The following is a 21,723-nucleotide window of genomic DNA, read 5'->3' on the forward strand; positions in this document are numbered from 1 at the left end:
CGGCATGGAACCGCTGAGGCTGGGCATCCTCGGAGCCGCCCGCATCACCGACCTCGCCGTCGTCAAGCCGGCCGCGATCACCGGTGCCCGACTGGTGGCGGTCGCTGCGCGCGACCCCGCGCGCGCCGCGGCCTACGCCGAGGCCCACGGCATCGAGAGAGTCCACGAGTCCTACCTCGACGTCATCAACGATCCCGAAGTCGAGGCGGTCTACAACCCACTGGCCAACAGCCTGCACGCGCCGTGGAACAAGGCCGCCCTTGCCGCAGGGAAGCACGTCTTCACGGAGAAGCCCTCTGCCAGCAACGCCGCCGAGGCCGAGGAGGTCGCGGCGGTGGCGAGCAGATCCGATCGCCAGTTCTTCGAAGGCTTCCATTACCTCTGGCACCCGCTCGTCGCGCGACTGCACGCCATCCTCGCCAGCGGCGAGCTCGGTGAGCTGCGGCACGTCGAGACCGTCATGGACATGCCGGCGCCGGCCGACAGCGATCCGCGATGGTCACTGGAGCTCGCAGGTGGTGCCCTCATGGACCTCGGCTGCTACAGCCTGCACTCGTTGCGCATGCTCGCCCCGTTCGTGGGCGGCGAGCCGGCCCTGGTCAGCGCGACCGGCGGCGAACGGCAGGGGCACCCCGGGGTCGACGAGTGGCTCACCGCCGAGCTGCGGTTCCCGAACGGCGTCACCGGAACCGCGGGGTGCAACATGGCCAGCGACCACCACCAGATGAGCCATCGCCTGATCGGCACCGCGGGGGAGGCGGTGATCGCCGACTTCGTCAATCCGCACAACGACGACCGGCTCATCGTCACGACGAGCAAGGGCAGCCGCACCGAGCACCTCGGCACCCGATCGTCCTACACCTACCAGCTCGAGGCCTTCACGACCGCGGTTCGCACGGGCGTGCCCGCCCCCACGGACGCGGCCGATGCGGTCAGGACGATGCGCCTGATCGACCAGTGCTACGAAGCGGTCGGTCTGCAGCCGCGGCCGGCCCACGCGGCCTTGGAGGGTGGTCTCCGATGAGCGCGTCGACGCATCCCACTCGCGACAGCGTGAGGTCGCACGGGGGTCCCAGCGACACCTCCGACGAGCTGCTCGCCACCTGCTGGACGACCGCAGGCGACGCCGCGTCGGACCGACCGGACCTGCGCAGCCCGCTGACCCTTCGCGACCGCATCGAGGCCGCCTCGAGGGCTGGCTTCCGAGGCTTCGGCCTGCTGTCCGACGACCTGCCCGCCGCCGTGGCGGCCTACGGGCTGGCCGGAATCCGCACCATGCTCTCCGACAACGGCATGGTGCACCTCGAGCTCGAGGGAATCCCGTACTGGTGGGACGCCGGAGCCCACCGTCAGGAGTCCGACCGGGTCCGCCACGATCTGCTCGCTGCGGCCGAGGCGCTCGGCGCCAGGCACATCAAGGTCACGCCAGACGGCGACGACGGCCCGTGGGACCCGGGCCTCTGGGCCGCGAGGTTCGCTGAGCTCGCGGCCCAGGCCGAGGGGGTCGGCACGAGGCTCGGGATCGAGTTCTTCCCCTGGTCGAACATCAAGACGCTGCACGACGGGCTGCGGCTCGTCGAGGACGCCGGACACGAGTCGGGGGGCGTGGTCATCGATACCTGGCACATCGCCCGGGGACACACGCCACCCTCTGATCTCGCGACCGTGCCGCTGCACCGCATCGTAGGCGTCGAGCTGAACGACGCCGACGAGCAGGTCATGGGCACGCTCTTCGAGGACACGGTCCATCGTCGCCGCTACTGCGGTGAGGGCACGTTCGACCTCACGGCCATGATCACGGCCCTGCGGACCGCCGGCTGGAACGGACCGTGGGGTGTCGAGATCCTGTCCGACGAACACCGGTCGCAGCCTCTGGACGAGTCTCTCCACCGGGCGACCGTGACCGCCTGGAGCGTGTTGGACCGCGCGCGGAGAGAGGCCGACGACGGGCGGTGACGCGCCGCGGGGCCGTCCCGTCGCCGCCCTCCGCGTCGCTGCCACGGCTCGGTTCGCGTCCGCTGACCAGGCACCCAGTAGCGTCCGGGCGGCTAGCGTGTGGTTCATGAACGCCACCGTCTCGAGCCTCTTCATCTATCCCGACTCCGACTCGCCGGGGCAGGAGCTCGACTCGGTCGACGTGACCCCGACAGGGCCGCAGGGCAACCGTGCCAAGAAGCACGCCGTGCACCTCGTGGCCGTCGAGGAGTTCGTCGAGACCCACCCGAAGGCCAACCTCGTCCTCGACATCGACCCGGCCGTGCTCGAGGGCCTCGTCGGTCGGGTCGTGCGGGTCGGCGACTGCGTGCTCACGATCACCCGCAAACCGGCCCAGTGCGCCGGTGTGTACGCCGACGTGCTCGAGCCGGGCCGCGTGTCGGTCGACGACATGGTCCTGGTCGCCCAGCCGGACAGCGCGTGACGATCCACTCCGAGCACCCGTTCCTGCCCTCCGACGACGACCGTGACCCGGTGCGCCGACTCCGGGGCCGCATCGGTGGGACGGTCTCGCTCTGGACGGCGGGGGAGGGGATCGAGCGGGTCGGGCTCACGGTGTCGTCCTACCTCGTCGCCGGGGGGAACCCTGGTCACATCGTGGGTCTGCTCCACCCCGACGCTGACCTTCTCGAACGCCTCGAGGAGACGGGGACGGCCGTCGTGTCGCTCCTCGAGTGGCGCCATCGGGACCTCGCCGACGCCTTCGCGGGGGTGCGGCCCGCCCCGGGCGGTCCGTTCCGGCTCGGCACGTGGGTGCAGACCCCGTGGGGACCGCGCCTCGAGCCCGCCGGCACCTGGGCGGGCGTCCGCCTCGACCGCGCCTCTCGCAGGCAGGTCGGCTGGTCCGTCCTCGTCGAGACGATGATCGAGCACGTCGAGGTGGCCGACACCGAGCAGCCGCTCGTCCACCGCCGCGGGCGCTACCAACGCCCCACAGCCTGACGACGACCGCGCCTAGGGAGCGTCGCCGACCCAGGGGGAGAGGCCCCGCCAGGCCAGCTCGGTGAGCAGCTCGACGAGCTCCTCGCGGGGCCGGCGGTCCGGCGACGCAAGCCAGTCGTCGGCAACGGCACGGACGGACCCGACGAGGGCGACCGCCCACAGCCGGGCTCGTCCCGAGTCGACCTCGGTGCCGCGCAGCGACTGCTCGAGGAGACGGGTCAGCCGGTCGGTGACCTCCCCGACCGTGCCCCCGACCGGGTCGTCGGGGAGGGGCTGGTCCACGAGAGGACGGTTGACGACGAAGCGGTAGACCTCGGTGTCGGACTCGACGAGCGACAGGTAGGCCTCGACCGTCGAGGCGATCAGGTGGCGCAGATCGTCGTCGGACGCCCGGGCCCGCGCCATCGCGTCGCCGACGTCGCCGACGACCCGCTGGTCGATCCGAGCCGCGACGGCCCGGTACAGGCCCGCCTTGTCGTCGAAGTGGCGATAGACCACCGTCTTGCTCGTGCCGGCCTCGGCGGCGATGTCGTCCATCCCCACCGCGGCCCCGTGCCTGCGGACGGCGCGGATCGTCGCGTCGACGATGGCGGCCCTGCGCTCCGAGCGGTGCTGCTCCCAGCGCGCGTCGCGACCGTCCCGAGCGGGCGCGACCCGCGGGGCGGGGCTGCCGCGGCGGGAGTCGTCGCGGGTGGTGTCGTCCATGTCCACGAAACTAACAGGTACTCCCCGTACCGACTACTGGCGGTATCGGTTATCTTGGAGCGAGATCGAGCTCGTGCAGGGACGGGTTCCGCACCCGCGATCTGCCCGCACCCGGCCTGCCCGGCCTGCACCCGGCCTGCCCGGCCTGCACCCGGCCTCGACCCACGGCTTCGACGACGAACTCAGGAGAGATCCATGGCCTCCCAGCCCCGTCCCCGGGCGCCGCGGCGCGCCGCCGTCCTCGGCGGCAACCGCATTCCCTTCGCCCGCGCCAACGGCCCCTACGCCAAGGCCTCCAACCAGGACATGCTGACGGCCGCCGTCGACGGCCTCGTGGCCCGCTTCGGACTCGCGGGGGAGCGGCTCGGCGAGGTCGTCGCCGGAGCCGTCCTCAAGCACAGCCGCGACTTCAACCTGACCCGTGAGACCGTCCTCGGCACCCGCCTCGACCCACGCACGCCGGCCTACGACGTCCAGCAGGCCTGCGGCACCGGCCTCGAGGCGGCGATCCTCGTCGCGAACAAGATCGCCCTCGGCCAGATCGACGCGGGCATCGCCGGTGGCGTCGACAGCGCGAGCGACGCGCCGATCGCCGTGAGCGAGGGCCTGCGCCAGACGATGCTTGCGGCCAACCGCGCCAAGACGCCGGCCCAGCGGGCGAAGGCGCTCGCAGGCCTGCGGCCCGGACACTTCGTCCCGTCCGTCCCCGAGAACCTCGAGCCGCGGACCGGGCTGTCGATGGGCGAGCACATGGCCCTCACCGCCGCCCAGTGGGGGGTCATCCGCGAGGCGCAGGACGAGCTCGCCGCCGCAAGCCACCGCAACCTCGCCTCGGCCTGGGACCGGGGCTTCTTCGACGACCTCGTCACGCCCTATCTCGGCGTCACGAAGGACACCAACCTTCGTCCCGACTCCACCGTCGAGAAGCTCTCCACCCTCAAGCCGGTGTTCGGCCGCGGCGAGGGCGCGACGATGACCGCCGGGAACTCGACCCCGCTCACCGACGGCGCCTCGGCCGTGCTGCTCGCCAGCGAGGAGTGGGCCGCCGAGCACCGGCTCACCCCACTCGCCTGGCTCGTCGACGCCGAGACCGCGGCCGTCGACTACGTCCACGGAGACGAGGGCCTGCTCATGGCTCCCGTCTATGCCGTGCCCCGGCTGCTCGCTCGCAACGGCCTCACGCTGCAGGACTTCGACCTCTACGAGATCCACGAGGCCTTCGCGGCAACGGTCCTGACGACGCTCAAGGCCTGGGAGGACCCCGACTTCTGCCGCGAGCGGCTCGGACTCGACGCGCCCCTCGGCGCCATCGACCGCGCCCGGCTCAACGTCAACGGTTCCTCCCTCGCCGCCGGGCACCCGTTCGCCGCAACCGGGGGGCGCATCGTCGCCTCGCTCGCCAAGCAGCTCAAGGACAACGGCGGCGGCCGCGGCCTCATCTCCATCTGCGCCGCAGGCGGCCAGGGCGTCGTCGCGATCCTGGAGGCATGATGAGCGACTTTCTCTCCACGCTGATCGGCTCGCCTGTCGCCAAGCGTGTCGGGGTCCCGCAGCCGACCCGCCTGCGCCGCTACGAGCCGGGCACCCCGCTCTGCGACAGCCCGGTGCTCGTCGCCGGCGAGGGTCGCTTCGCCGCGAGCCTCTCCGAGTCACTGCGGGCCGCCGGACTCGTGACCGTCGGATCCGTCGAGGAGGCGATCGACACGATCGGGGCCGTCGTCCTCGACCTCAGCTCGGCGACCGACCCTGAGGACCTCGACGCCCTCCGCGTCCTCGGCGCCCCGGCCGTCAAGCGCCTGCGGACCAACGGGCGGGTCGTCGTGATCGGCACCGACCCGGCGACCCTCACCGACGTCACCGAGGTCGCGACCCAGCGGGCGCTCGAGGGGGTCGTGCGCTCGCTCGGCAAGGAGCTGCGCCGGGGCGCCACGGCCAACCTCGTCCTGGCTCGCGGCGACGCCTCGGCCGGCGCGTGGTCGGCCGTCGGCTTCTTCCTCTCCGGCCGTTCGGCCTACGTCGACGGCCAGGTGGTGCGCGTCGACGCGGGGGCCGGCGTCGACGACGACCCGGTCAAGCCGCTCGACGGCAGGGTCGCGGTCGTCACCGGTGCGGCCCGCGGCATCGGTGCCGACATCGCACGCGTCCTCGCGCGGGACGGGGCGACCGTCGTCGCCGTCGACGTGCCCTCAGCGGGTGACGCCCTCGCCCGCGTCGCCAACGAGGTCGGGGGCACGGCCCTGCAGCTCGACGTGACGGCGCCCGACACCGGGACCCGCATCGTCGAGCATGCGGTCTCCCGCCACGGGGGCCTCGACATCGTCGTGCACAACGCGGGCATCACCCGCGACAAGCTCTTCGTCAACATGGACGAGGCCCGCTGGTCGAGTGTCATCGACGTCAACCTCCGCTCGATCCTGCGGATGAACGAGGCGCTCCTCGGCGAGGGCGCCCTCAGCGAAGGCGGACGCATCGTCTGTGTCGCCTCGATCGCGGGGATCGCGGGCAACCGCGGCCAGACCAACTACGGCGCGAGCAAGGCGGGGGTCATCGGACTCGTCACGGCCCTCGCAGACCAGGTGCGCGACCGGGGGATCACCGTCAACGCCGTCGCCCCGGGCTTCATCGAGACCGAGATGACCGCCCGGATTCCCTTCGCCACGAGGGAGATCGGGCGCCGCATGAACTCCCTCCAGCAGGGCGGCAAGCCCAAGGACGTTGCCGAGGCGATCGCCTGGCTCAGCCAACCCGGGGCCGCGGCCGTCACGGGCCAGGTCCTGCGGGTCTGCGGCCAGAGCCTCCTCGGTGCCTGAAGGAGGCGTGATGACGACGACCCTCTCCTTCGACACCGCCCCGGACCTCAGGCGCATCTACGCGACCGGCGCCCTACGCCGGGGGAGCGACAGCGAGACGCTCCCCGACGTGCGGGCGGTGCGTGACGGCATACGAGTGGACCTCGACGCTCTCGCCGCATACGTGCGCGTCTGCCGCTTCCCGCTCTCGAGCACCCTGCCGCTGACGTACCCGCACCTGCTCGCCTTCCCCCTGCAGATGGCGGTCATGAGCCACGAGGGCTTTCCCCTGCCTCTCCTCGGCGCAGTCCACGTGACGAACGCCATCACCCTCCTGCGCCCCCTCCTGGTGACGGACGAGCTCGCCCTCACCGTCTGGGCACAGGACCTTCGGCCGCACCGCCGCGGCCGGCAGGTCGACCTCGTCTCCGAGGCGCGCATCGAGGGCGAGCTCGTCTGGCGCGGCGTGAGCACCTACCTCTCGCGCGGGGCCGGCCACCCCGAGGCCCAGGTGTCCGACCCGCCGGGACTCGAGCCGCTCGCCGACGTCCCCGCCGGCCCCGTCTGGCGCCTCGCGGAGGGCACGGGACGGTCGTATGCCGCTGTCTCCGGCGACTGGAACCCGATCCACGTGCACGCCCTCGCCGCGCGACCCTTCGGCTTCCCGACCGCGATCGCCCACGGGATGTACCACTACGCGCGGGCGCTCGCGGCGCTCGGCCCGCGGCTGCCCGAGGCCGGGCTCACGAGCCGGGTGTGGTTCCGCAAGCCGGTGCGCCTGCCATCGACCGTTCGGCTGCGTTCCGCCTTCGAGCCGAGCCGCACCCTCTCGCGCCTCGAGAACCTCACGGGAGAGGTCGAGCACGCCGTCATCGAGAACACGTGGTGACCCGGCACGACAACGAGCCCGGCCCGACCGAATGCCCGTCGCAGCCGGTCGCGCGCTCTCGATAGGCTGAGACCGCCGCAACCCTGCGGCATACGACTCGATCCGGCCGGAAGAGGTCGGGTCCGCACTCCGAGGAGCACCAACCGTGTCTGCACAGATCACCGTCACCGTCGCCGGAAGCGAGCGATCGGTCGCGGAGCAGACGACGGCGGGTGAGCTCTTCGAGGGTGACCGCGCCGTCGTCGTCGCGCGGGTCAACGGCGAGCTGCGTGACCTCTTCCACGTCGTCGCCGACGGCGACGTCGTCGAGCCGGTCGCCATCGACAGCCCCGACGGCCTCGCCGTCCTGCGCCACTCCACCGCGCACGTCCTCGCACAGGCCGTCCAGTCCGTCAACCCCGAGGCCAAGCTGGGCATCGGTCCGCCCGTCCGGGACGGTTTCTACTACGACTTCGACGTCGAGAAGCCGTTCCACCCCGACGACCTCAAGGCCCTCGAGAAGGCCATGCAGCGGATCATCAACGAGGGCCAGACCTTCTCGCGCCGCGTCGTCACCGACGCTGACGCGCTCGTCGAGCTCGCGCACGAGCCGTACAAGTGCGAGCTCGTCGGTCTCAAGGGCGGCAACGCCGACGACGCCGCGGAGGGTGCAGGAGTCGAGGTCGGCGGCGGCGAGCTGACGATCTACGACAACATCCGCAAGGACGGCACCCGCGCCTGGGGCGACCTCTGCCGCGGCCCGCACATCCCCGACACCAAGCTCATCGGCAACGCGTTCAAGCTCATGCGCGTCGCGGCGGCCTACTGGCGCGGCTCCGAGAAGAACCCCCAGCTGCAGCGCATCTACGGCACCGCGTGGCCGACCAAGGACGACCTCAAGGCCTACCTCGACCGCCTCGCAGAGGCCGAGCGCCGCGACCACCGGCGCATCGGCGCCGAGATGGACCTCTTCTCCTTCCCCGACGAGCTCGGCTCGGGCCTGCCCGTGTTCCACCCGAAGGGCGGCGTCATCAAGCGCGAGATGGAGGACTACGTCCGTCGGCGGCACGTCGAGGAGGGCTTCTCCTACGTCGGCACCCCGCACATCAGCAAGGACGGACTGTTCCACACGAGCGGCCACCTGCCGTACTACGCCGACACGATGTTCCCGCCGATGGAGCTCGAGGGTGCGAAGTACCAGCTCAAGGCGATGAGCTGCCCGATGCACAACCTCATCTACCAGTCGCGGGGCCGGTCCTACCGCGAGCTGCCGCTGCGCTTCTTCGAGTTCGGGACGGTCTACCGCTACGAGAAGTCGGGCGTGGTCCACGGCCTGACCCGCGTGCGCGGTCTCACCCAGGACGACTCGCACAGCTACGTCACCCCCGAGCAGGCCCCGGGCGAGGTCAAGCACCTGCTCGACTTCGTGCTCGGGCTGCTCAAGGACTTCGGTCTCGACGACTTCTACCTTGAGCTGTCGACCCGCGACACCGAGGGCGAGAAGTCCTCGAAGTTCATCGGCTCCGACGAGCAGTGGGAGGTCGCGACCAAGGTTCTCGAGGACGTGGCGACGGCCTCCGGCCTCGAGCTCGTCCCCGACCCGGGTGGCGCGGCGTTCTACGGCCCGAAGATCTCGGTCCAGGCCCGCGACGCGATCGGGCGCACGTGGCAGATGTCGACGATCCAGTACGACTTCAACCAGCCCGAGGGCTTCGGTCTCGAGTACCAGGCTGCCGACGGGTCCCGCCAGCAGCCGGTCATGATCCACTCGGCGAAGTTCGGCTCGATCGAGCGCTTCCTCGGGGTCCTCGTCGAGCACTACGCCGGCGCGTTCCCCGTGTGGCTCGCGCCGGTGCAGGTCCTCGGAGTGCCCGTCGCGGAGGACTACGCCGACTACCTCCAGGACGTCCTCGACCAGCTGAAGCGCAAGGGTGTCCGCGTCGAGCTCGACGCGAGCGACGACCGCTTCCCGAAGAAGATCCGCAACGCGAGCAAGTCGAAGGCGCCCTACGTCCTCATCGCGGGGGAGGAGGACCGCGCCAACGGCGCCGTGTCCTTCCGCTACCGCGACGGCACCCAGAAGAACGGCGTCCCGGTCGCCGACGCGATCGCCGAGATCCTCGCCGCGATCGAGTCGCGCGCGCAGGTCTGACCTCGAGCGGTCTTCCAGAGCCGCCAGACGGCCGGAGTCGTATGCCGCTGGGCCGGGCTCGGAGCGCGCGCTCCGACCCCGCCCAGCGTGCGTCACGGGCGACACGCCGACGATTCGGCCCGACACGCCGTCGGCCGGGAAACAGCCGAGAATCGGCCGGCTGAACCCCTTGCGCCGGACGCCCCGTAGGCATACAAAGGAAGTACCGAATCGCTTCGGCGAAACGGTTTCTGATTCGCTTCGGCGAAGAAGAAAGAAGCCCCGGGAACTCATACTTCCCGGGGCTTCACCCTTCCGACCCGCCAGCTGCCGAGCAGCAGACGCGCTTCGGTGGGGAACGCCCCGGCCCTGCGGCTCTCACACCCGCGGGGCCGTTCCCTGTCCTGGGAGCGCGGGCAGCGGAAAGGGCCCTGCGATCTCACACACCGCAGGGCCCGTCTCCATTGAACCGGGTCGAGGGCCGATTCGGCCAATCGACACGCGTCCGGAGCACCCGGACGGGCGAGGGCCGACCGCTCCGATGCGGCGACCACACCCTAGGATTCCGACATGATCGAGACGCCCGAGCCGGAGTCGGCGCACGCCTTCGCCCACGTCGACGACGGCTTCGAGCGTCTCTGGACCCCGCACCGGATGGCCTACATCCTCGGTGATCGGCCGACCGACGAGCCGGGCCAGGGCTGTCCGTTCTGCGCGGCCCCAGGCAAGGCAGACTCCGAGGGTCTCATCGTCCACCGAGGCACGCACTGCTACGTGGTTATGAACCTCTTCCCGTACAACCCCGGGCACCTGCTCGTCTGCCCCTACCGCCACGTCTCGCTCTACATCGACCTCGACGAGGACGAGACGGCGGAGTTCTCGGCGCTCACCAAGACCGCCGTCCGTGCTCTCCAGGCGGCCTCGGGGCCACACGGCTTCAACCTCGGGATGAACCAGGGAGCGGTCGCCGGCGCCGGCGTCGCTGCCCACCTGCACCAGCACGTCGTGCCCCGCTGGAGCGGCGACTCCAACTTCCTGCCCATCATCGGGCAGACGAAGGCCCTGCCGGACCTGCTCGAGGACACCCGCGCGCGGATCGTCGCGAGCTGGCCGACCGCCTGACGCCGGCCGGCCGGCGCATCGGCCGCCCGCCAGGTTCCGGTCGCTCGTGCCTCACTGCGGCAACCGATCAGTAGGCTGTCCCCACCATGCTCAACAGACTGCTCCGTGCGACGATGACCACGATCCTCGCCCCGATCGCCCACCTGTTCCTCCGGCTGGGCATCAGTCCCGACATCGTCACCATCGTCGGCACCCTCGGTGTCAGCGCCGGTGCTCTCGTCTTCTTCCCGCGTGGTGACCTGTGGATCGGCGTCCTCGTCATCACGGCCTTCGTCTTCTCCGACACGGTCGACGGGATCATGGCGCGCGAGTCCGGCCGGTCGAGCAAGTGGGGCGCCTACCTCGACTCGACCCTCGACCGCATCGGCGACGCGGCGATCTTCGGCGGCCTCGTCATCTACTACGCAGGCAAGGGCAGCAACCAGGTGATGGCCGGTCTGGCCCTGGCGTGCCTCATCCTCGGCAGTGTCGTCTCCTACGCCAAGGCGCGGGCCGAGGGGCTCGGCTTCACCGCCAACGTCGGCATCGCGGAGCGGGCCGACCGGCTGGTCGCCGTCCTCGTCGCGGCGTTCTTCGCCGACCTGCTCGACTCGACGATCCTGCTCGGGGTCGTCCTCGCGCTGCTCGCCGTCGCCAGCTTCGTGACGGTGCTGCAGCGCATGCTGACCGTCCGGCGCCAGGCCCTCGCGAAGGGCGAGGTCGCCAGTTGAGCACCCCGTCGCCGCTGGCGCGCGCCGCCGACACCGTCAGCGTGCTGGGGTTCCGGCTCGGGTGGTCCACCGTCCGAGCGCTCCCGGAGCCGGCGGCATACGGCCTGTTCAACCGGATCGCCGACCTCGCCGTCCTGCGCAACGGCAAGGGGGTGCAGCGCCTGCGCTCCAACTACGCGCGGGTGCGCCCCGAGCTGACCGAGGCCCAGCTCGACGACCTCGTCCACGACGGGATGCGCTCCTACATGCGCTACTACTGCGAGGCGTTCCGCCTCCCGTCGCTCCGGCGCGACCAGATCGACCGCGCGGTCGTCGCGTACGGCGCCGAGGAGCCCACGGCCATCGCGGCCTCGGGGCAGAGCCCCGTGGTCTTCGTCGGGCACCTCGGCAACTTCGACCTCGCGGCCGCCTGGTCCGCCGACCACATCGCGCCCGTGACGACCGTGGCGGAGCGGCTGGAGCCGGAGGAGGTCTTCCAGGAGTTCGTCGCCTTCCGCAACGCCATCGACATGGACATCATCCCGCTCACCGGCGGGGAGGACCCCTTCGCGTCGCTCCTCGCACGCGCCCGTGCCGGGGGGCGCGTCATCGCCCTGGCGAGCGACCGCGACCTGACGAGGAACGGCGTCGAGGTCGACCTGCTCGGGCACCGCGCCCGGATGGCCAAGGGTCCGGCCGTCCTCGCACTCATGACCGGGGCGCCGCTCTACTGCGCCGCGATCCACTACGAGCCCGCTCCACGCGGCGAGGGCCTCGGGGGTCACCGGACCGTGATCGAGTTCAGCGAGCAGCTGGCGCCGCGTGTCGGCGGGACGACGGGTGACAAGGTCGCCGACCTCATCCAGCAGTGCGCCGACCACCTGTCCGGCACCATCCGCGAGCACACGCACAGCTGGCACATGCTCCAGCGCGTCTTCGTCGAGGACCTCGACCCGGCACGGGTGGGCGCCACCGAGGGCGTCTCATGAGGATCGGGATCGTCTGCCCCTACTCGTTCGACGTGCCCGGCGGGGTCCAGTTCCACGTCCGCGACCTGGCCGAGTACCTCATCGATGCCGGCCACGAGGTGTCGGTCCTCGCGCCCGCCGACAGCGACACCGAGCTGCCCGACTACGTCGTGTCCGCAGGGCGGGCGACCGCGGTTCGCTACAACGGGTCGGTGGCGCGGCTCAACTTCGGCCCGGTCACGGCGAGCAAGGTGGGTCGCTGGCTCGAGCACGGCGACTTCGACGTCCTCCACCTGCACGAGCCGGTCACGCCGAGCGTCAGCGTCCTCGCCCTCATGGCGGCCGACGGGCCCATCGTCGCGACGTTCCACACCTCGATGATCCGGTCGCGGACGATGCAGGCGGCCTACCCGATCTTCCGGTCGAGCCTCGAGAAGATCGCCGGCCGCATTGCCGTGAGCGAGGACGCCCGCCGGACCGTGACGACCCACATCGGCGGCGACGCCGTGGTCATCCCCAACGGCGTCAACGTCGACCGGTTCTCCAGCGCGCCGCACCGACCCGACTGGACGGGGACCCCCGAGCGCCCGACCATCGCCTTCCTCGGCCGGATGGAGGAGCCGCGCAAAGGCCTGCCCGTCCTCGCCGCCGCCCTTCCGGCGGTCCTCGCCGAGGTCCCCGGCCTGCGGGTGCTCGTCGCCGGCCCCGGCGACCCGAAGGAGGTCACCTCGGGGCTCCCCGAGCACGTCGCTGCGGCGTTCGAGTTCCTCGGGGCGGTGAGCGACGAGGAGAAGGCCTCGCTCCTCGCGTCCGTCGACGTCTACGTGGCTCCCAACACGGGTGGGGAGAGCTTCGGGATCATCCTCATCGAGGCCATGTCCGCCGGAGCCTGCGTCCTCGCGAGCGACATCTCGGCGTTCTCCCGGGTCCTCGACGGCGGCGCGACGGGGGAGCTGTTCCACAACGAGGACCCGGACGACCTCGCCAAGCACCTCCTCGCGCTCCTGCGCGACGGCGAACGTCGAGCCGACCTCGCGGCTGCCGGTCGCACGCGCGCCCGGCTCTTCGACTGGTCGGTCGTCGCCGACCGGATCATCGCCGTCTACGAGACGGTGATCGAGGGACGCATGGCCGCCCGCCCGGAGCACCACACGGGGTGGAACCGGTTCCTGCGCGGCGGGATCGGCCGATGAGCGGGGTCCTGACGTGGGTCTTCGCGGGCCTCTTCGTCCTCGTGATCATCGCGTGGTACCTCAGCTACACGGCAGCCCGGCTCGACCGTCTCCACGTCCGGCTGAGCGGCACGCTCGCCGCGCTCGACGCGCAGCTCGTGCGCCGGGCGGAGGCGGCCCTCGAGCTCGCGACGAGCGGCCTGCTCGACGGGGCCACCTCGCTCATCCTCGCCAACGCTGCCGCGGGGTCGCTCGAGGTGCCCGAGGAGCACGGCGAGAGCCGTGAGCTCGCCGAGAGCGACCTGACCGAGGCCCTCCAGCTCTCCCTCACGCCCCACGCCGTCGAGCTCGTCCGCGACGCGGGGGAGGCCGGCACCGACCAGCTGGGACGGCTCGGGTCCGCGTGCACCCGGGTCCAGCTCGCACGGCGGTTCCACAACGACGCTGTCACGGACGTCCGGCGCGTCCGACGCAAGTGGGCCATCCGCATCTTCCATCTGGCCGGCCACACGCCGATGCCGCACACGATCGAGTTCGACGACGAGATCCCCGAGCACCTCGCGGCCTGAGGACGATCCATCGGGGCGGTGAGGCCTTCCGTACGGTCCGCCGACTCCCGCCGCCTTCTCGCGCCCATTCGCGCCCGTCGCGCGCTGCCCGTTCGACCGTCGTCGCCTACTCCCAGGTCGCGGACCGGGTCGGAGCCGTCCAGCCGGGGGGCCTACCCTGTGAACAACCCACCACGAGAAAGCAGGACATCGTGAGCACTACCGAGACCACGGGCACCCCGTCCGCGGCCGACACCGCGGCCCACTCGTCCGCCTCGACCGGCACGGGGACGACCCGTGTCAAGCGAGGCATGGCCGAGATGCTCAAGGGTGGCGTCATCATGGACGTCGTCACCCCCGAGCAGGCGAAGATCGCCGAGGACGCCGGCGCCGTCGCCGTCATGGCCCTCGAGCGCGTCCCCGCCGACATCCGCGCCCAGGGTGGCGTCTCCCGGATGAGCGACCCCGACATGATCGACGGCATCATCGAGGCCGTCTCGATCCCCGTCATGGCCAAGGCCCGCATCGGCCACTTCGTGGAGGCGCAGGTCCTCCAAAGCCTCGGCGTCGACTACATCGACGAGTCCGAGGTCCTCACCCCGGCCGACTACGCCAACCACATCGACAAGTGGCAGTTCACGGTGCCCTTCGTCTGTGGCGCGACCAACCTCGGCGAGGCCCTTCGCCGCATCACCGAGGGCGCGGCGATGATCCGCTCCAAGGGCGAGGCCGGGACCGGCGACGTGTCCAACGCGACGACGCACATGCGCCAGATCCGCCAGGAGATCCGCCGCCTCCAGAACCTCCCCGAGGACGAGCTCTACGTCGCGGCCAAGGAGCTCCAGGCACCCTACGAGCTCGTCGCAGAGGTCGCCCGCGCCGGCAAGCTGCCCGTCGTGCTCTTCACCGCGGGCGGCATCGCGACGCCCGCCGACGCCGCGATGATGATGCAGCTCGGGGCCGAGGGCGTCTTCGTCGGCTCCGGCATCTTCAAGTCCGGCAACCCGGCCCAGCGCGCCGAGGCGATCGTCAAGGCGACGACGTTCTTCGACGACCCCGACGTCATCGCGAAGGTCTCGCGCGGGCTCGGCGAGGCCATGGTCGGCATCAACGTCGACGAGATCCCGCAGCCGCACCGGCTCGCCGAGCGCGGTTGGTGACCTCCGCCCGGCCAGCCACACGCTGACGTATGCCGCCGTGCCCGACCGGGCCCGGCGGCATACGTGCGTCTCGCCCCGCAACACACCGAGAAGCCGTCATCACCACGGTGGTGTGCCCGGCGACGTTGACGACTGCTCGGTGTGTTGCTTAGGCGTGGCAGCATCGGTCCCACGCGATGTCGCGCGACCACGACTGGGGCCTTCGCCTCACGGTCCTCGTGCCCGCCGACCTCGTGGCCGAGGTCGACGCGTACCTCGCGCGGTGGTTGCCCGACACCGTCGAGGGTCGGCCGACCCGCTTCGCCACCACCTGGGATCGGCAGGTCCGTCACCGCGTCGAGGTGTCCGACGTGGCCACGTTCGCGCGGTCGCGTCTCGGTGTCGACGCCACCCGGGACCTGACCGTCGCGGAGTGGCTTTCCCTCACGGGGCAGGCCGTCCTGGAGGTCACCGGCGGGGAGGTGTTCGTCGACCGGGTGGGTGAGCTGAGCGGCATACGCGAGCGGCTCGAGTGGTACCCCGACGACGTGCGGCGCCATGTCGTCGCCACGGACTGGGCGCGGCTGGCCCAGGAGCTGCCCTTCGTCGGGCGCACCGCTGAGCGCGGCGACGACCTCGGCTCCCGCGTCGTGTCCGGCCGCCTGAGCGGGGCGGCCATGCACCTCGGCCACCTGCTCGAACGACGGTGGCCCCCTACGCCAAGTGGCTCGGCACGGCTTCGCGCGCCTCCCGCGTGCCCGGGAGGCGCTCGGACCGCTGGAGGCCGCGCTGGCGGCGACGCGGTGGCCGGAGCGCGAGTCGGGCCTCGTCGACGCGCTCCGCGTACTCGGCCGCCTGCAGGCCGAGGTGGGCCTCCCGATGGTCGACGACCCGGTCGAGCCGTTCTGGGACCGGCCCTACCGCGGGGTGCGCGCCGCCTGCGTCACCCTCATCGAGGACAGCGTCACCGACCCCGTCGTGCGGGCCCTCCCGCGCGGGGTCGGGAGCGTCGAGCAGTGGAGCGACAACGTCGACGTGCTCATGCGCCCCGCATCGGCAACACACCGGGAAGCCGTCAACCGGGCGTGATGTGCCCGACGAGGACGACCGCTTCCCGGTGTGTTGGACGGGCGGTGTTGGACCGGCGCAGGCGCGTCAGGTGACGGCCCCGCGCTCGGCGAACTCGGGGCGCTCGTACTCGCGGCCGTCGAGCACGGCCTGGACGTGGGCGGCCGCGTTGACCGCGTCGACGTGCGTCACGTAGAGCGGGGCGAAACCGAGCCGGATGATGTCGGGCTCGCGGAAGTCGCCGATGACGCCACGGGCGATGAGCGCCTGGACGACCGCGAACGCCTGCGGATGGCGAAGCGAGACCTGCGACCCCCGTCGGTCCGGGTCACGCGGCGTCGCGAGGGGCAGGTCGACGCCGAGCGCGTCGAGCGCGCCGATGAAGGCCTCCGTCACGGAGAGGGACTGGGCGCGCACCTGGGCCGGCTCGAGCCCGTCGTATGCCGTCAGGGCCGCCTCGAGCGCGAGCATCGAGATCAGTGGGGGCGTGCCGACCCGACCGCGCGCGATCCCCTCGGCCGGCGCGTAGCTCGGGCCCATCTCGAACGGCCGGGCGTGGCCGTGCCAGCCGGTGAGCGGCTGGTCGAAGTCGGCGAGGTGGCGCTGGGCGACGTAGAGGAACGCCGGCGCGCCGGGGCCGCCGTTGAGGTACTTGTAGCCGCAGCCCACGGCGAGGTCGGCCCCGCCGGCGTCGAGATCGACCTCCATGGCGCCGGCTGAGTGGCAGAGGTCCCAGCAGGCGAGGGCCCCCACGGCGTGGGCGGCCTCGGTGATCGAGACGAGGTCCCACTTCTCACCGGTTCGGTAGTCGACCTGCGAGTAGGACGCGAGCGCGAGGCTGTCGCCGGCCTCGTGGATCGCCCGGACGGCGTCGCGCGGGTGCACGCGTCGGACCTCGAGCCCGGCGAGCCGTGCCGCGGAGTCGGTCATGTAGAGGTCCGTCGGGAAGGAGTCGGGGTCCGTCAGCACCACGGTGCGGCCCGGCCGCAGTCGCGCAGCACCCATGAGGGCCTTGAAGAGGTTGACCGACGTGGAGTCGGTGACGACGATCTGGCCGGTTGCGGCGCCGACGAGGCGTCCCAGGGCGTCGCCGATGCGGGTCGGGGCGCCCCACCAGTCGGCCTCGTTCCACGACCGGATGAGACGCTCACCCCACTGGCGCTCGAGCACGTCGTGGACGACCTCCGTGACGGCCGTCGGCAGCGCGCCGAGCGAGTTGCCGTCGAGGTAGATGACACCCTCGGGCAGCGTGAACCGGTCGCGGATCCCGGAGAGCGGCGCGTTCGCGTCGAGGTCGGCGGCCCGGGACAGGAGGTCGTCGAGGACGTGGCCGCCGGGCTGCTCCGGTGAGTGGCCGGGTGAGTGGTCGAACGTGTGGTCGAGGGTGTGGTCGCGGGCGTCGGTGCTCATGGTCCGGACCGTATCGCGACCCGATTCGGCCTCGTCAGTGCTTGGACGACACGCCATCGCGGCTCATCGATGCTTGCTGGGCATGGTTCCGACGGGGTCACGGTGAGGGCTCGCGTGGCCCCCGCCTAGGCTGTGGCGCGTGATGAGCAGTCCCCGCATCGGCGTCCTCGCCGTTCAGGGCGACGTGCGCGAGCACGTCGCCGCACTTCGTGACCTCGGCGCCGAGGCGACGACCGTCCGCCGCCCGGAGGAGGTCGAGTCGATCGACGGTCTCGTCATCCCGGGAGGGGAGTCGACGGTCATGGACAAGCTCGTCCGGGCGTTCGACCTCCAGGAGCCGCTCAAGCGCAGGCTCGCCGAGGGCATGCCCGCCTACGGGTCGTGCGCCGGGATGATCATGCTCGCCGACCGGATCGCCGATGCCCGCCCCGACCAGCAGACCCTCGGCGGCCTCGACATCACGGTGCGCCGCAACGCCTTCGGGCGCCAGGTCGACTCCTTCGAGCAGGACCTCGACTACGTCGGACTCGAGGGCACCGTGCACGCCGTGTTCATCCGCGCCCCGTGGGTCGAGGAGGCGGGGGAGTGCGTCGAGGTGCTCGCTCGGGTGAGCGAGGGTCCGGCCGCCGGTAGGATCGTCGCGGTTCGGCAGGGCAGCATCATGGCGACGTCGTTCCACCCCGAGGTGGTGGGAGGCGACCGCAGGATCCACGCCGAGTTCGTCAAGATCGTCAGTCAGCACCGCCGGTGACGCGCCGACGGAAACCGGAACGCGAGGGAACCTGAATGAGCGGCCACTCCAAATGGGCCACCACGAAGCACAAGAAGGCTGCCATCGACGCCAAACGCGGCAAGCTCTTCGCCAAGCTCATCAAGAACATCGAGGTCGCGGCCCGTTCGGGCGGCGGTGACCCCGCCGGTAACCCCACGCTCTACGACGCGATCCAGAAGGCCAAGAAGACGTCGGTCCCCAACGACAACATCGACCGAGCCGTCAAGCGCGGCTCCGGGGCCGAGGCCGGTGGCGCCGACTGGCAGACGATCATGTACGAGGGCTACGCGCCCAACGGCGTCGCCCTGCTCATCGAGTGCCTCACCGACAACCGCAACCGGGCCGCGGCCGAGGTCCGCACGGCCCTGACCCGCAACGGCGGTCAGCTGGCCGACCCGGGGTCGGTCGCCTACGTCTTCAACCGCAAGGGCGTCGTCATCGTGCCCAAGGGCGACCAGAGCGAGGACGACATCCTCGAGGTCGTCCTCGACGCGGGCGCCGAGGAGGTCAACGACAACGGCGACACGTGGGAGATCGTCTCCGAGGCGAGCGACTTCGTCGCGGTCCGAAAGGCCGTCCAGGAGGCCGGCATCGACTACGAGTCGGCCGAGGCCTCGTTCGTGCCCAACCTGCAGGTGCCGCTCGACCTCGACGGCGCCAAGAAGATGATCCGGGTCATCGAGGCCCTCGAGGACAGCGACGACGTCCAGAACGTCTACGCCAACGGCGACATCCCCGACGACGTCCTCGCCCAGCTCGAGGACGAGGACTGACCGACGGGTCGCGCCGTCCGGGCTCACGGGAGGCACGCCGCGTGACGGCGTGCCTCCCTGCCTTTGCCTGGAGGGCGGATACGGTGGAGCCGAACACCTGTTCGGATCCACGTTCGCCGACCCAGGAGGTATGCCGTGCGCGTCCTCGCCGTTGACCCCGGCCTCACGCGCTGCGGCGTCGGCGTCGTCGACGGCGTCCCGGGCCGCCGGCTCACCCTCGTCGACGTCGGCGTGATCCGGACCCCTTCGGGGGACCCGACCCCCAAACGGCTCGTCGCCGTCGAGGACGAGATGCGCCAGTGGTTCGCCCGGCACCGGCCCGAGGCCGTCGCGATCGAGCGTGTCTTCGCCGACACCAACGTCTCGACCGTGATGGGCACCGCCCAGGTCACGGGCATCGTCATGATCATCGCCGAGCGGCTCGGCCTCCCGGTCACCCTCCACACGCCGACCGAGGTCAAGGCCGCCGTCAGCGGGAGCGGGCGAGCCGGCAAGGCCCAGGTGACGGCGATGGTGACCCACCTGCTCGGGCTCGAGCACGCCCCCAAACCCGCCGACGCGGCCGACGCCCTCGCGCTCGCCATCTGCCACGTCTGGCGCGGCGGCACCCAGAACCGGTTCGCGGAGGCGGCGGCCGCTCTCGGCAGCCCGCCGAGCGGCATACCCTCGAGGGCCCCGCGCCACGGCGCGACCGGCCGTCCCGTCCCGAACCGCGCCAACCCTGGAGCCTTCCCGCGATGATCGCCTCGCTCTCCGGAACCGTCCTCAAGGCCGGCCTCGACTCCGTCGTCCTCGGCGTCGGGGGAGTCGGCCTGCTCGTCCACACGACTCCGGCCACAGCGGCCTCCGTCCGCCCCGGCCAACCCGCCGACCTGGCGACGTCTCTCGTCGTCCGCGAGGACTCCCTCACGCTCTATGGCTTCGCCACCGACGACGAGAAGCACGTCTTCGAGACCGTCCAGACCGTCTCGGGTGTCGGCCCGCGCCTCGCCCTCGCGCTCCTCGCCGTCCACTCACCCGAGGCGGTGCGCGCGGCCCTCGGCGGCGGCGATATCGCAGCCCTGACCAAGGTCCCGGGCATCGGCCGGAAGGGCGCCGAGCGCCTCGTGCTCGAGCTGCGCGACAAGCTGGGCGTCCTGCCGGGCGCGCCCGGACAGCCGGCCCCGAGCGTCGAGTCGGACGGAGAGGTCTGGCGCGAGCAGGTCCGCGAGGCCCTCGTCGGCCTCGGCTGGACCGTCCGGCAGGCCGACGACGCCCTCGACAAGGTCGCGCCCAAGGCCGCCGAGGGCGCTGGCGTCTCCGCGCTGCTCCGGGCAGCGCTCCAGGAGCTCGGGCGATGACGGCCGGCTGGTCCGACGCCGGGGCCGGGCGAGACGAGGGGTGGGCGGACGGCTCCTTCGACGCCACGGCGCGCATCGTCGACGCGGGCAGCGACACCGACGAGCGGCAGGTCGAGGCGGCCCTGCGGCCCAAGCGCCTCGAGGACTTCCCGGGCCAGACCAGGGTCCGTGAGCAGCTGGGGCTCGTCCTCAAGGCGGCGCGGCGCCGGGGCACCCCGCCCGACCACGTCCTCCTCTCGGGCCCGCCGGGGCTCGGCAAGACGACGCTCGCGATGATCGTCGCGAGCGAGCTCGAGCAGCCGATCCGCATCACGTCCGGGCCGGCGATCCAGCACGCGGGCGACCTTGCCTCGGTCCTCTCGTCCCTGGCAGAGGGCGAGGTCCTCTTCCTCGACGAGATCCACCGCATGTCCCGGTCCGCCGAGGAGATGCTCTACCTCGCCATGGAGGACTTCCGAGTCGATGTCATCATCGGCAAGGGCCCGGGCGCCACGGCCATCCCGCTCGAGCTACCGCCGTTCACCGTCGTCGGGGCGACGACCCGAGCCGGCCTGCTGCCCGCCCCGCTCCGCGACCGGTTCGGCTTCACCGGGCACCTCGACTACTACGCCGCCGCCGACCTCGTCACGATCCTCCATCGGTCCGCACGCCTGCTCGGGCTCGAGGCGGACGAGGACGGCATCGCCGAGATCGCCCTGCGCAGCCGCGGCACCCCCCGCATCGCCAACCGGCTGCTGCGCCGCGTGCGGGACTGGGCCCAGGTCCACGGCGAGGACCGCGTGACCCACATCGCCGCCCGCCGCGCGCTCGAGCTCTTCGACGTCGACGAGCGTGGGCTCGACCGGCTCGACCGCGCCGTCCTCGAAGCGCTCTGCCGGCGGTTCAACGGTGGCCCGGTCGGCCTCTCGACGCTGGCCGTCGCGGTGGGGGAGGAGCCCGACACCGTCGAGACGGTCGCCGAGCCCTACCTCGTCCGGGAGGGCTTCATGATCCGGACGCCGCGCGGCCGTGCAGCCTCGGGCCTGGCCTGGGAACACCTCGGCCTCACCCCGCCCCTCGACGCCCAGTCGATGTGGTCGGCCACCCTGCCGATCGACGACGCGGGTGGTGGACGGTTCGAGGGCTGACGGCCCGGACCCGACGATCGCCCAACTGCGGCCAAAACGTGACCCAGCCGTGCGGCATACGGCGTTGTCTTGGTCTGACAAACGTCCGCACCGCACGTAGACTCCTGCGGGCACCACCGCCGCTGCCGCGGCACTTTCCGGTGCCACCGGTCGTTGACGCGACAT

22 protein-coding genes and 1 pseudogene are annotated in these 21,723 nt (G+C 71.7%); 21 read left to right on the forward strand and 2 right to left on the reverse strand.

The window, feature by feature from the left end; genetic code table 11:
* The first annotated feature begins 4 nt into the window (after nucleotides 1–4).
* The 4 genes from N865_RS10445 (at nucleotide 5) to N865_RS10460 (ending at nucleotide 2,937) form a co-directional block, all read left to right on the forward strand.
* Entirely contained in the window at nucleotides 5–1,024 is a 1,020-nt protein-coding gene (locus N865_RS10445) for a Gfo/Idh/MocA family protein (RefSeq protein ID WP_034805219.1), read from the forward strand.
* Nucleotides 1,021–1,956 carry a sugar phosphate isomerase/epimerase family protein gene (locus tag N865_RS10450; protein ID WP_051510444.1) on the forward strand — a complete coding sequence of 312 codons (936 nt, stop codon included), beginning with the start codon at nucleotides 1,021–1,023 and terminating at the stop codon, nucleotides 1,954–1,956. Before N865_RS10445 ends, N865_RS10450 begins: the two co-directional genes overlap by 4 nt.
* Nucleotides 1,957–2,062: 106 nt before the next feature.
* Nucleotides 2,063–2,419, forward strand: a complete 357-nt coding sequence (locus N865_RS10455) for a hypothetical protein (RefSeq protein ID WP_034805222.1) — start codon at nucleotides 2,063–2,065, stop codon at nucleotides 2,417–2,419.
* A complete protein-coding gene (locus N865_RS10460; RefSeq protein ID WP_034805225.1) occupies nucleotides 2,416–2,937 on the forward strand; it encodes a flavin reductase family protein in 522 nt (173 codons plus the stop codon). Before N865_RS10455 ends, N865_RS10460 begins: the two co-directional genes overlap by 4 nt.
* 12 nt (nucleotides 2,938–2,949) lie before the next feature.
* On the opposite strand, the gene N865_RS10465 is transcribed toward N865_RS10460, so the two are convergent.
* Nucleotides 2,950–3,642 carry a TetR/AcrR family transcriptional regulator gene (locus N865_RS10465; RefSeq protein WP_051510445.1) on the reverse strand — a complete coding sequence of 231 codons (693 nt, stop codon included), beginning with the start codon at nucleotides 3,640–3,642 and terminating at the stop codon, nucleotides 2,950–2,952.
* A 195-nt stretch (nucleotides 3,643–3,837) separates the two neighbouring features.
* Here N865_RS10465 and N865_RS10470 point away from each other — a divergent pair, with 195 nt between their 5' ends.
* From N865_RS10470 to N865_RS23520, 12 genes and pseudogenes are all read left to right on the forward strand, one after another.
* Nucleotides 3,838–5,133, forward strand: coding sequence for an acetyl-CoA C-acetyltransferase (locus N865_RS10470; protein ID WP_034805228.1), 1,296 nt, complete (start codon nucleotides 3,838–3,840; stop codon nucleotides 5,131–5,133).
* Nucleotides 5,133–6,452: a 3-oxoacyl-ACP reductase gene (locus tag N865_RS10475; protein ID WP_034805231.1), complete on the forward strand. Its 1,320-nt coding sequence runs from the start codon at nucleotides 5,133–5,135 to the stop codon at nucleotides 6,450–6,452. The genes N865_RS10470 and N865_RS10475 overlap by 1 nt, the downstream gene beginning before the upstream one ends.
* 10 nt (nucleotides 6,453–6,462) lie before the next feature.
* Nucleotides 6,463–7,320: a MaoC/PaaZ C-terminal domain-containing protein gene (locus N865_RS10480; RefSeq protein WP_034805233.1), complete on the forward strand. Its 858-nt coding sequence runs from the start codon at nucleotides 6,463–6,465 to the stop codon at nucleotides 7,318–7,320.
* A gap of 145 nt (nucleotides 7,321–7,465) precedes the next feature.
* Nucleotides 7,466–9,451: a threonine--tRNA ligase gene (gene thrS, locus N865_RS10485; protein ID WP_034805236.1), complete on the forward strand. Its 1,986-nt coding sequence runs from the start codon at nucleotides 7,466–7,468 to the stop codon at nucleotides 9,449–9,451.
* Nucleotides 9,452–10,000: 549 nt separating this feature from the next.
* On the forward strand, nucleotides 10,001–10,552 hold the full coding sequence (locus tag N865_RS10490; protein ID WP_034805238.1) for an HIT family protein: 552 nt from the start codon (nucleotides 10,001–10,003) through the stop codon (nucleotides 10,550–10,552).
* Between the two features lie 86 nt (nucleotides 10,553–10,638).
* Complete coding sequence (pgsA, locus tag N865_RS10495) at nucleotides 10,639–11,262, forward strand: phosphatidylinositol phosphate synthase (protein ID WP_034805241.1); 624 nt, start codon at nucleotides 10,639–10,641, stop codon at nucleotides 11,260–11,262.
* Entirely contained in the window at nucleotides 11,259–12,230 is a 972-nt protein-coding gene (locus N865_RS10500; protein ID WP_245603724.1) for a phosphatidylinositol mannoside acyltransferase, read from the forward strand. Before pgsA ends, N865_RS10500 begins: the two co-directional genes overlap by 4 nt.
* The gene (locus N865_RS10505) at nucleotides 12,227–13,402 is read left to right on the forward strand and encodes a glycosyltransferase family 4 protein (RefSeq protein ID WP_034805244.1); all 1,176 of its coding nucleotides are present in this window, start codon (nucleotides 12,227–12,229) and stop codon (nucleotides 13,400–13,402) included. The genes N865_RS10500 and N865_RS10505 overlap by 4 nt, the downstream gene beginning before the upstream one ends.
* Nucleotides 13,399–13,950 carry a hypothetical protein gene (locus N865_RS10510; RefSeq protein ID WP_034805247.1) on the forward strand — a complete coding sequence of 184 codons (552 nt, stop codon included), beginning with the start codon at nucleotides 13,399–13,401 and terminating at the stop codon, nucleotides 13,948–13,950. The genes N865_RS10505 and N865_RS10510 overlap by 4 nt, the downstream gene beginning before the upstream one ends.
* A 191-nt stretch (nucleotides 13,951–14,141) precedes the next feature.
* The gene (gene pdxS / locus N865_RS10515) at nucleotides 14,142–15,089 is read left to right on the forward strand and encodes a pyridoxal 5'-phosphate synthase lyase subunit PdxS (protein ID WP_051510446.1); all 948 of its coding nucleotides are present in this window, start codon (nucleotides 14,142–14,144) and stop codon (nucleotides 15,087–15,089) included.
* A gap of 176 nt (nucleotides 15,090–15,265) precedes the next feature.
* Nucleotides 15,266–15,724, forward strand: a pseudogene (locus N865_RS23920) (DUF4037 domain-containing protein); the annotation flags it as partial.
* 67 nt (nucleotides 15,725–15,791) lie between these two features.
* On the forward strand, nucleotides 15,792–16,157 hold the full coding sequence (locus N865_RS23520; RefSeq protein ID WP_051510447.1) for a hypothetical protein: 366 nt from the start codon (nucleotides 15,792–15,794) through the stop codon (nucleotides 16,155–16,157).
* Nucleotides 16,158–16,223: 66 nt separating this feature from the next.
* Here N865_RS23520 and kynU read toward each other — a convergent pair whose 3' ends face one another.
* A complete protein-coding gene (gene kynU, locus N865_RS10525; RefSeq protein ID WP_084328132.1) occupies nucleotides 16,224–17,546 on the reverse strand; it encodes a kynureninase in 1,323 nt (440 codons plus the stop codon).
* 142 nt (nucleotides 17,547–17,688) lie between these two features.
* Here kynU and pdxT point away from each other — a divergent pair, with 142 nt between their 5' ends.
* The 5 genes from pdxT to ruvB all read left to right on the forward strand — a co-directional run bounded on the left by pdxT (nucleotide 17,689) and on the right by ruvB (nucleotide 21,558).
* On the forward strand, nucleotides 17,689–18,297 hold the full coding sequence (gene pdxT, locus N865_RS10530; protein WP_034805250.1) for a pyridoxal 5'-phosphate synthase glutaminase subunit PdxT: 609 nt from the start codon (nucleotides 17,689–17,691) through the stop codon (nucleotides 18,295–18,297).
* A 35-nt stretch (nucleotides 18,298–18,332) separates the two neighbouring features.
* Complete coding sequence (locus N865_RS10535) at nucleotides 18,333–19,091, forward strand: YebC/PmpR family DNA-binding transcriptional regulator (protein ID WP_034805253.1); 759 nt, start codon at nucleotides 18,333–18,335, stop codon at nucleotides 19,089–19,091.
* Between the two features lie 135 nt (nucleotides 19,092–19,226).
* Nucleotides 19,227–19,832 carry a crossover junction endodeoxyribonuclease RuvC gene (gene ruvC, locus N865_RS10540; protein WP_034805256.1) on the forward strand — a complete coding sequence of 202 codons (606 nt, stop codon included), beginning with the start codon at nucleotides 19,227–19,229 and terminating at the stop codon, nucleotides 19,830–19,832.
* On the forward strand, nucleotides 19,829–20,431 hold the full coding sequence (ruvA, locus tag N865_RS10545) for a Holliday junction branch migration protein RuvA (protein WP_034805260.1): 603 nt from the start codon (nucleotides 19,829–19,831) through the stop codon (nucleotides 20,429–20,431). The genes ruvC and ruvA overlap by 4 nt, the downstream gene beginning before the upstream one ends.
* Complete coding sequence (gene ruvB, locus N865_RS10550; protein ID WP_034805263.1) at nucleotides 20,428–21,558, forward strand: Holliday junction branch migration DNA helicase RuvB; 1,131 nt, start codon at nucleotides 20,428–20,430, stop codon at nucleotides 21,556–21,558. The genes ruvA and ruvB overlap by 4 nt, the downstream gene beginning before the upstream one ends.
* Nucleotides 21,559–21,723: the final 165 nt, after the last annotated feature.

Source organism: Intrasporangium oryzae NRRL B-24470 (genome assembly GCF_000576595.1).
GTDB lineage: Bacteria > Actinomycetota > Actinomycetes > Actinomycetales > Dermatophilaceae > Intrasporangium_C > Intrasporangium_C oryzae.

Coding starts and splice junctions, on each gene's coding strand:
- N865_RS10535 (WP_034805253.1), top strand. CDS start 18,333: ATGAGCGGCCACTCCAAATGGGCCACCACGAAGCACAAGAAGGCTGCC.
- N865_RS10455 (WP_034805222.1), top strand. CDS start 2,063: ATGAACGCCACCGTCTCGAGCCTCTTCATCTATCCCGACTCCGACTCG.
- N865_RS10510 (WP_034805247.1), top strand. CDS start 13,399: ATGAGCGGGGTCCTGACGTGGGTCTTCGCGGGCCTCTTCGTCCTCGTG.
- N865_RS10445 (WP_034805219.1), top strand. CDS start 5: ATGGAACCGCTGAGGCTGGGCATCCTCGGAGCCGCCCGCATCACCGAC.
- pgsA (WP_034805241.1), top strand. CDS start 10,639: ATGCTCAACAGACTGCTCCGTGCGACGATGACCACGATCCTCGCCCCG.
- kynU (WP_084328132.1), bottom strand. CDS start 17,546: ATGAGCACCGACGCCCGCGACCACACCCTCGACCACACGTTCGACCAC.
- N865_RS10470 (WP_034805228.1), top strand. CDS start 3,838: ATGGCCTCCCAGCCCCGTCCCCGGGCGCCGCGGCGCGCCGCCGTCCTC.
- pdxT (WP_034805250.1), top strand. CDS start 17,689: ATGAGCAGTCCCCGCATCGGCGTCCTCGCCGTTCAGGGCGACGTGCGC.
- ruvB (WP_034805263.1), top strand. CDS start 20,428: ATGACGGCCGGCTGGTCCGACGCCGGGGCCGGGCGAGACGAGGGGTGG.
- ruvA (WP_034805260.1), top strand. CDS start 19,829: ATGATCGCCTCGCTCTCCGGAACCGTCCTCAAGGCCGGCCTCGACTCC.
- N865_RS10475 (WP_034805231.1), top strand. CDS start 5,133: ATGAGCGACTTTCTCTCCACGCTGATCGGCTCGCCTGTCGCCAAGCGT.
- N865_RS10450 (WP_051510444.1), top strand. CDS start 1,021: ATGAGCGCGTCGACGCATCCCACTCGCGACAGCGTGAGGTCGCACGGG.
- N865_RS10505 (WP_034805244.1), top strand. CDS start 12,227: ATGAGGATCGGGATCGTCTGCCCCTACTCGTTCGACGTGCCCGGCGGG.
- N865_RS10490 (WP_034805238.1), top strand. CDS start 10,001: ATGATCGAGACGCCCGAGCCGGAGTCGGCGCACGCCTTCGCCCACGTC.
- N865_RS10480 (WP_034805233.1), top strand. CDS start 6,463: ATGACGACGACCCTCTCCTTCGACACCGCCCCGGACCTCAGGCGCATC.
- N865_RS10465 (WP_051510445.1), bottom strand. CDS start 3,642: ATGGACGACACCACCCGCGACGACTCCCGCCGCGGCAGCCCCGCCCCG.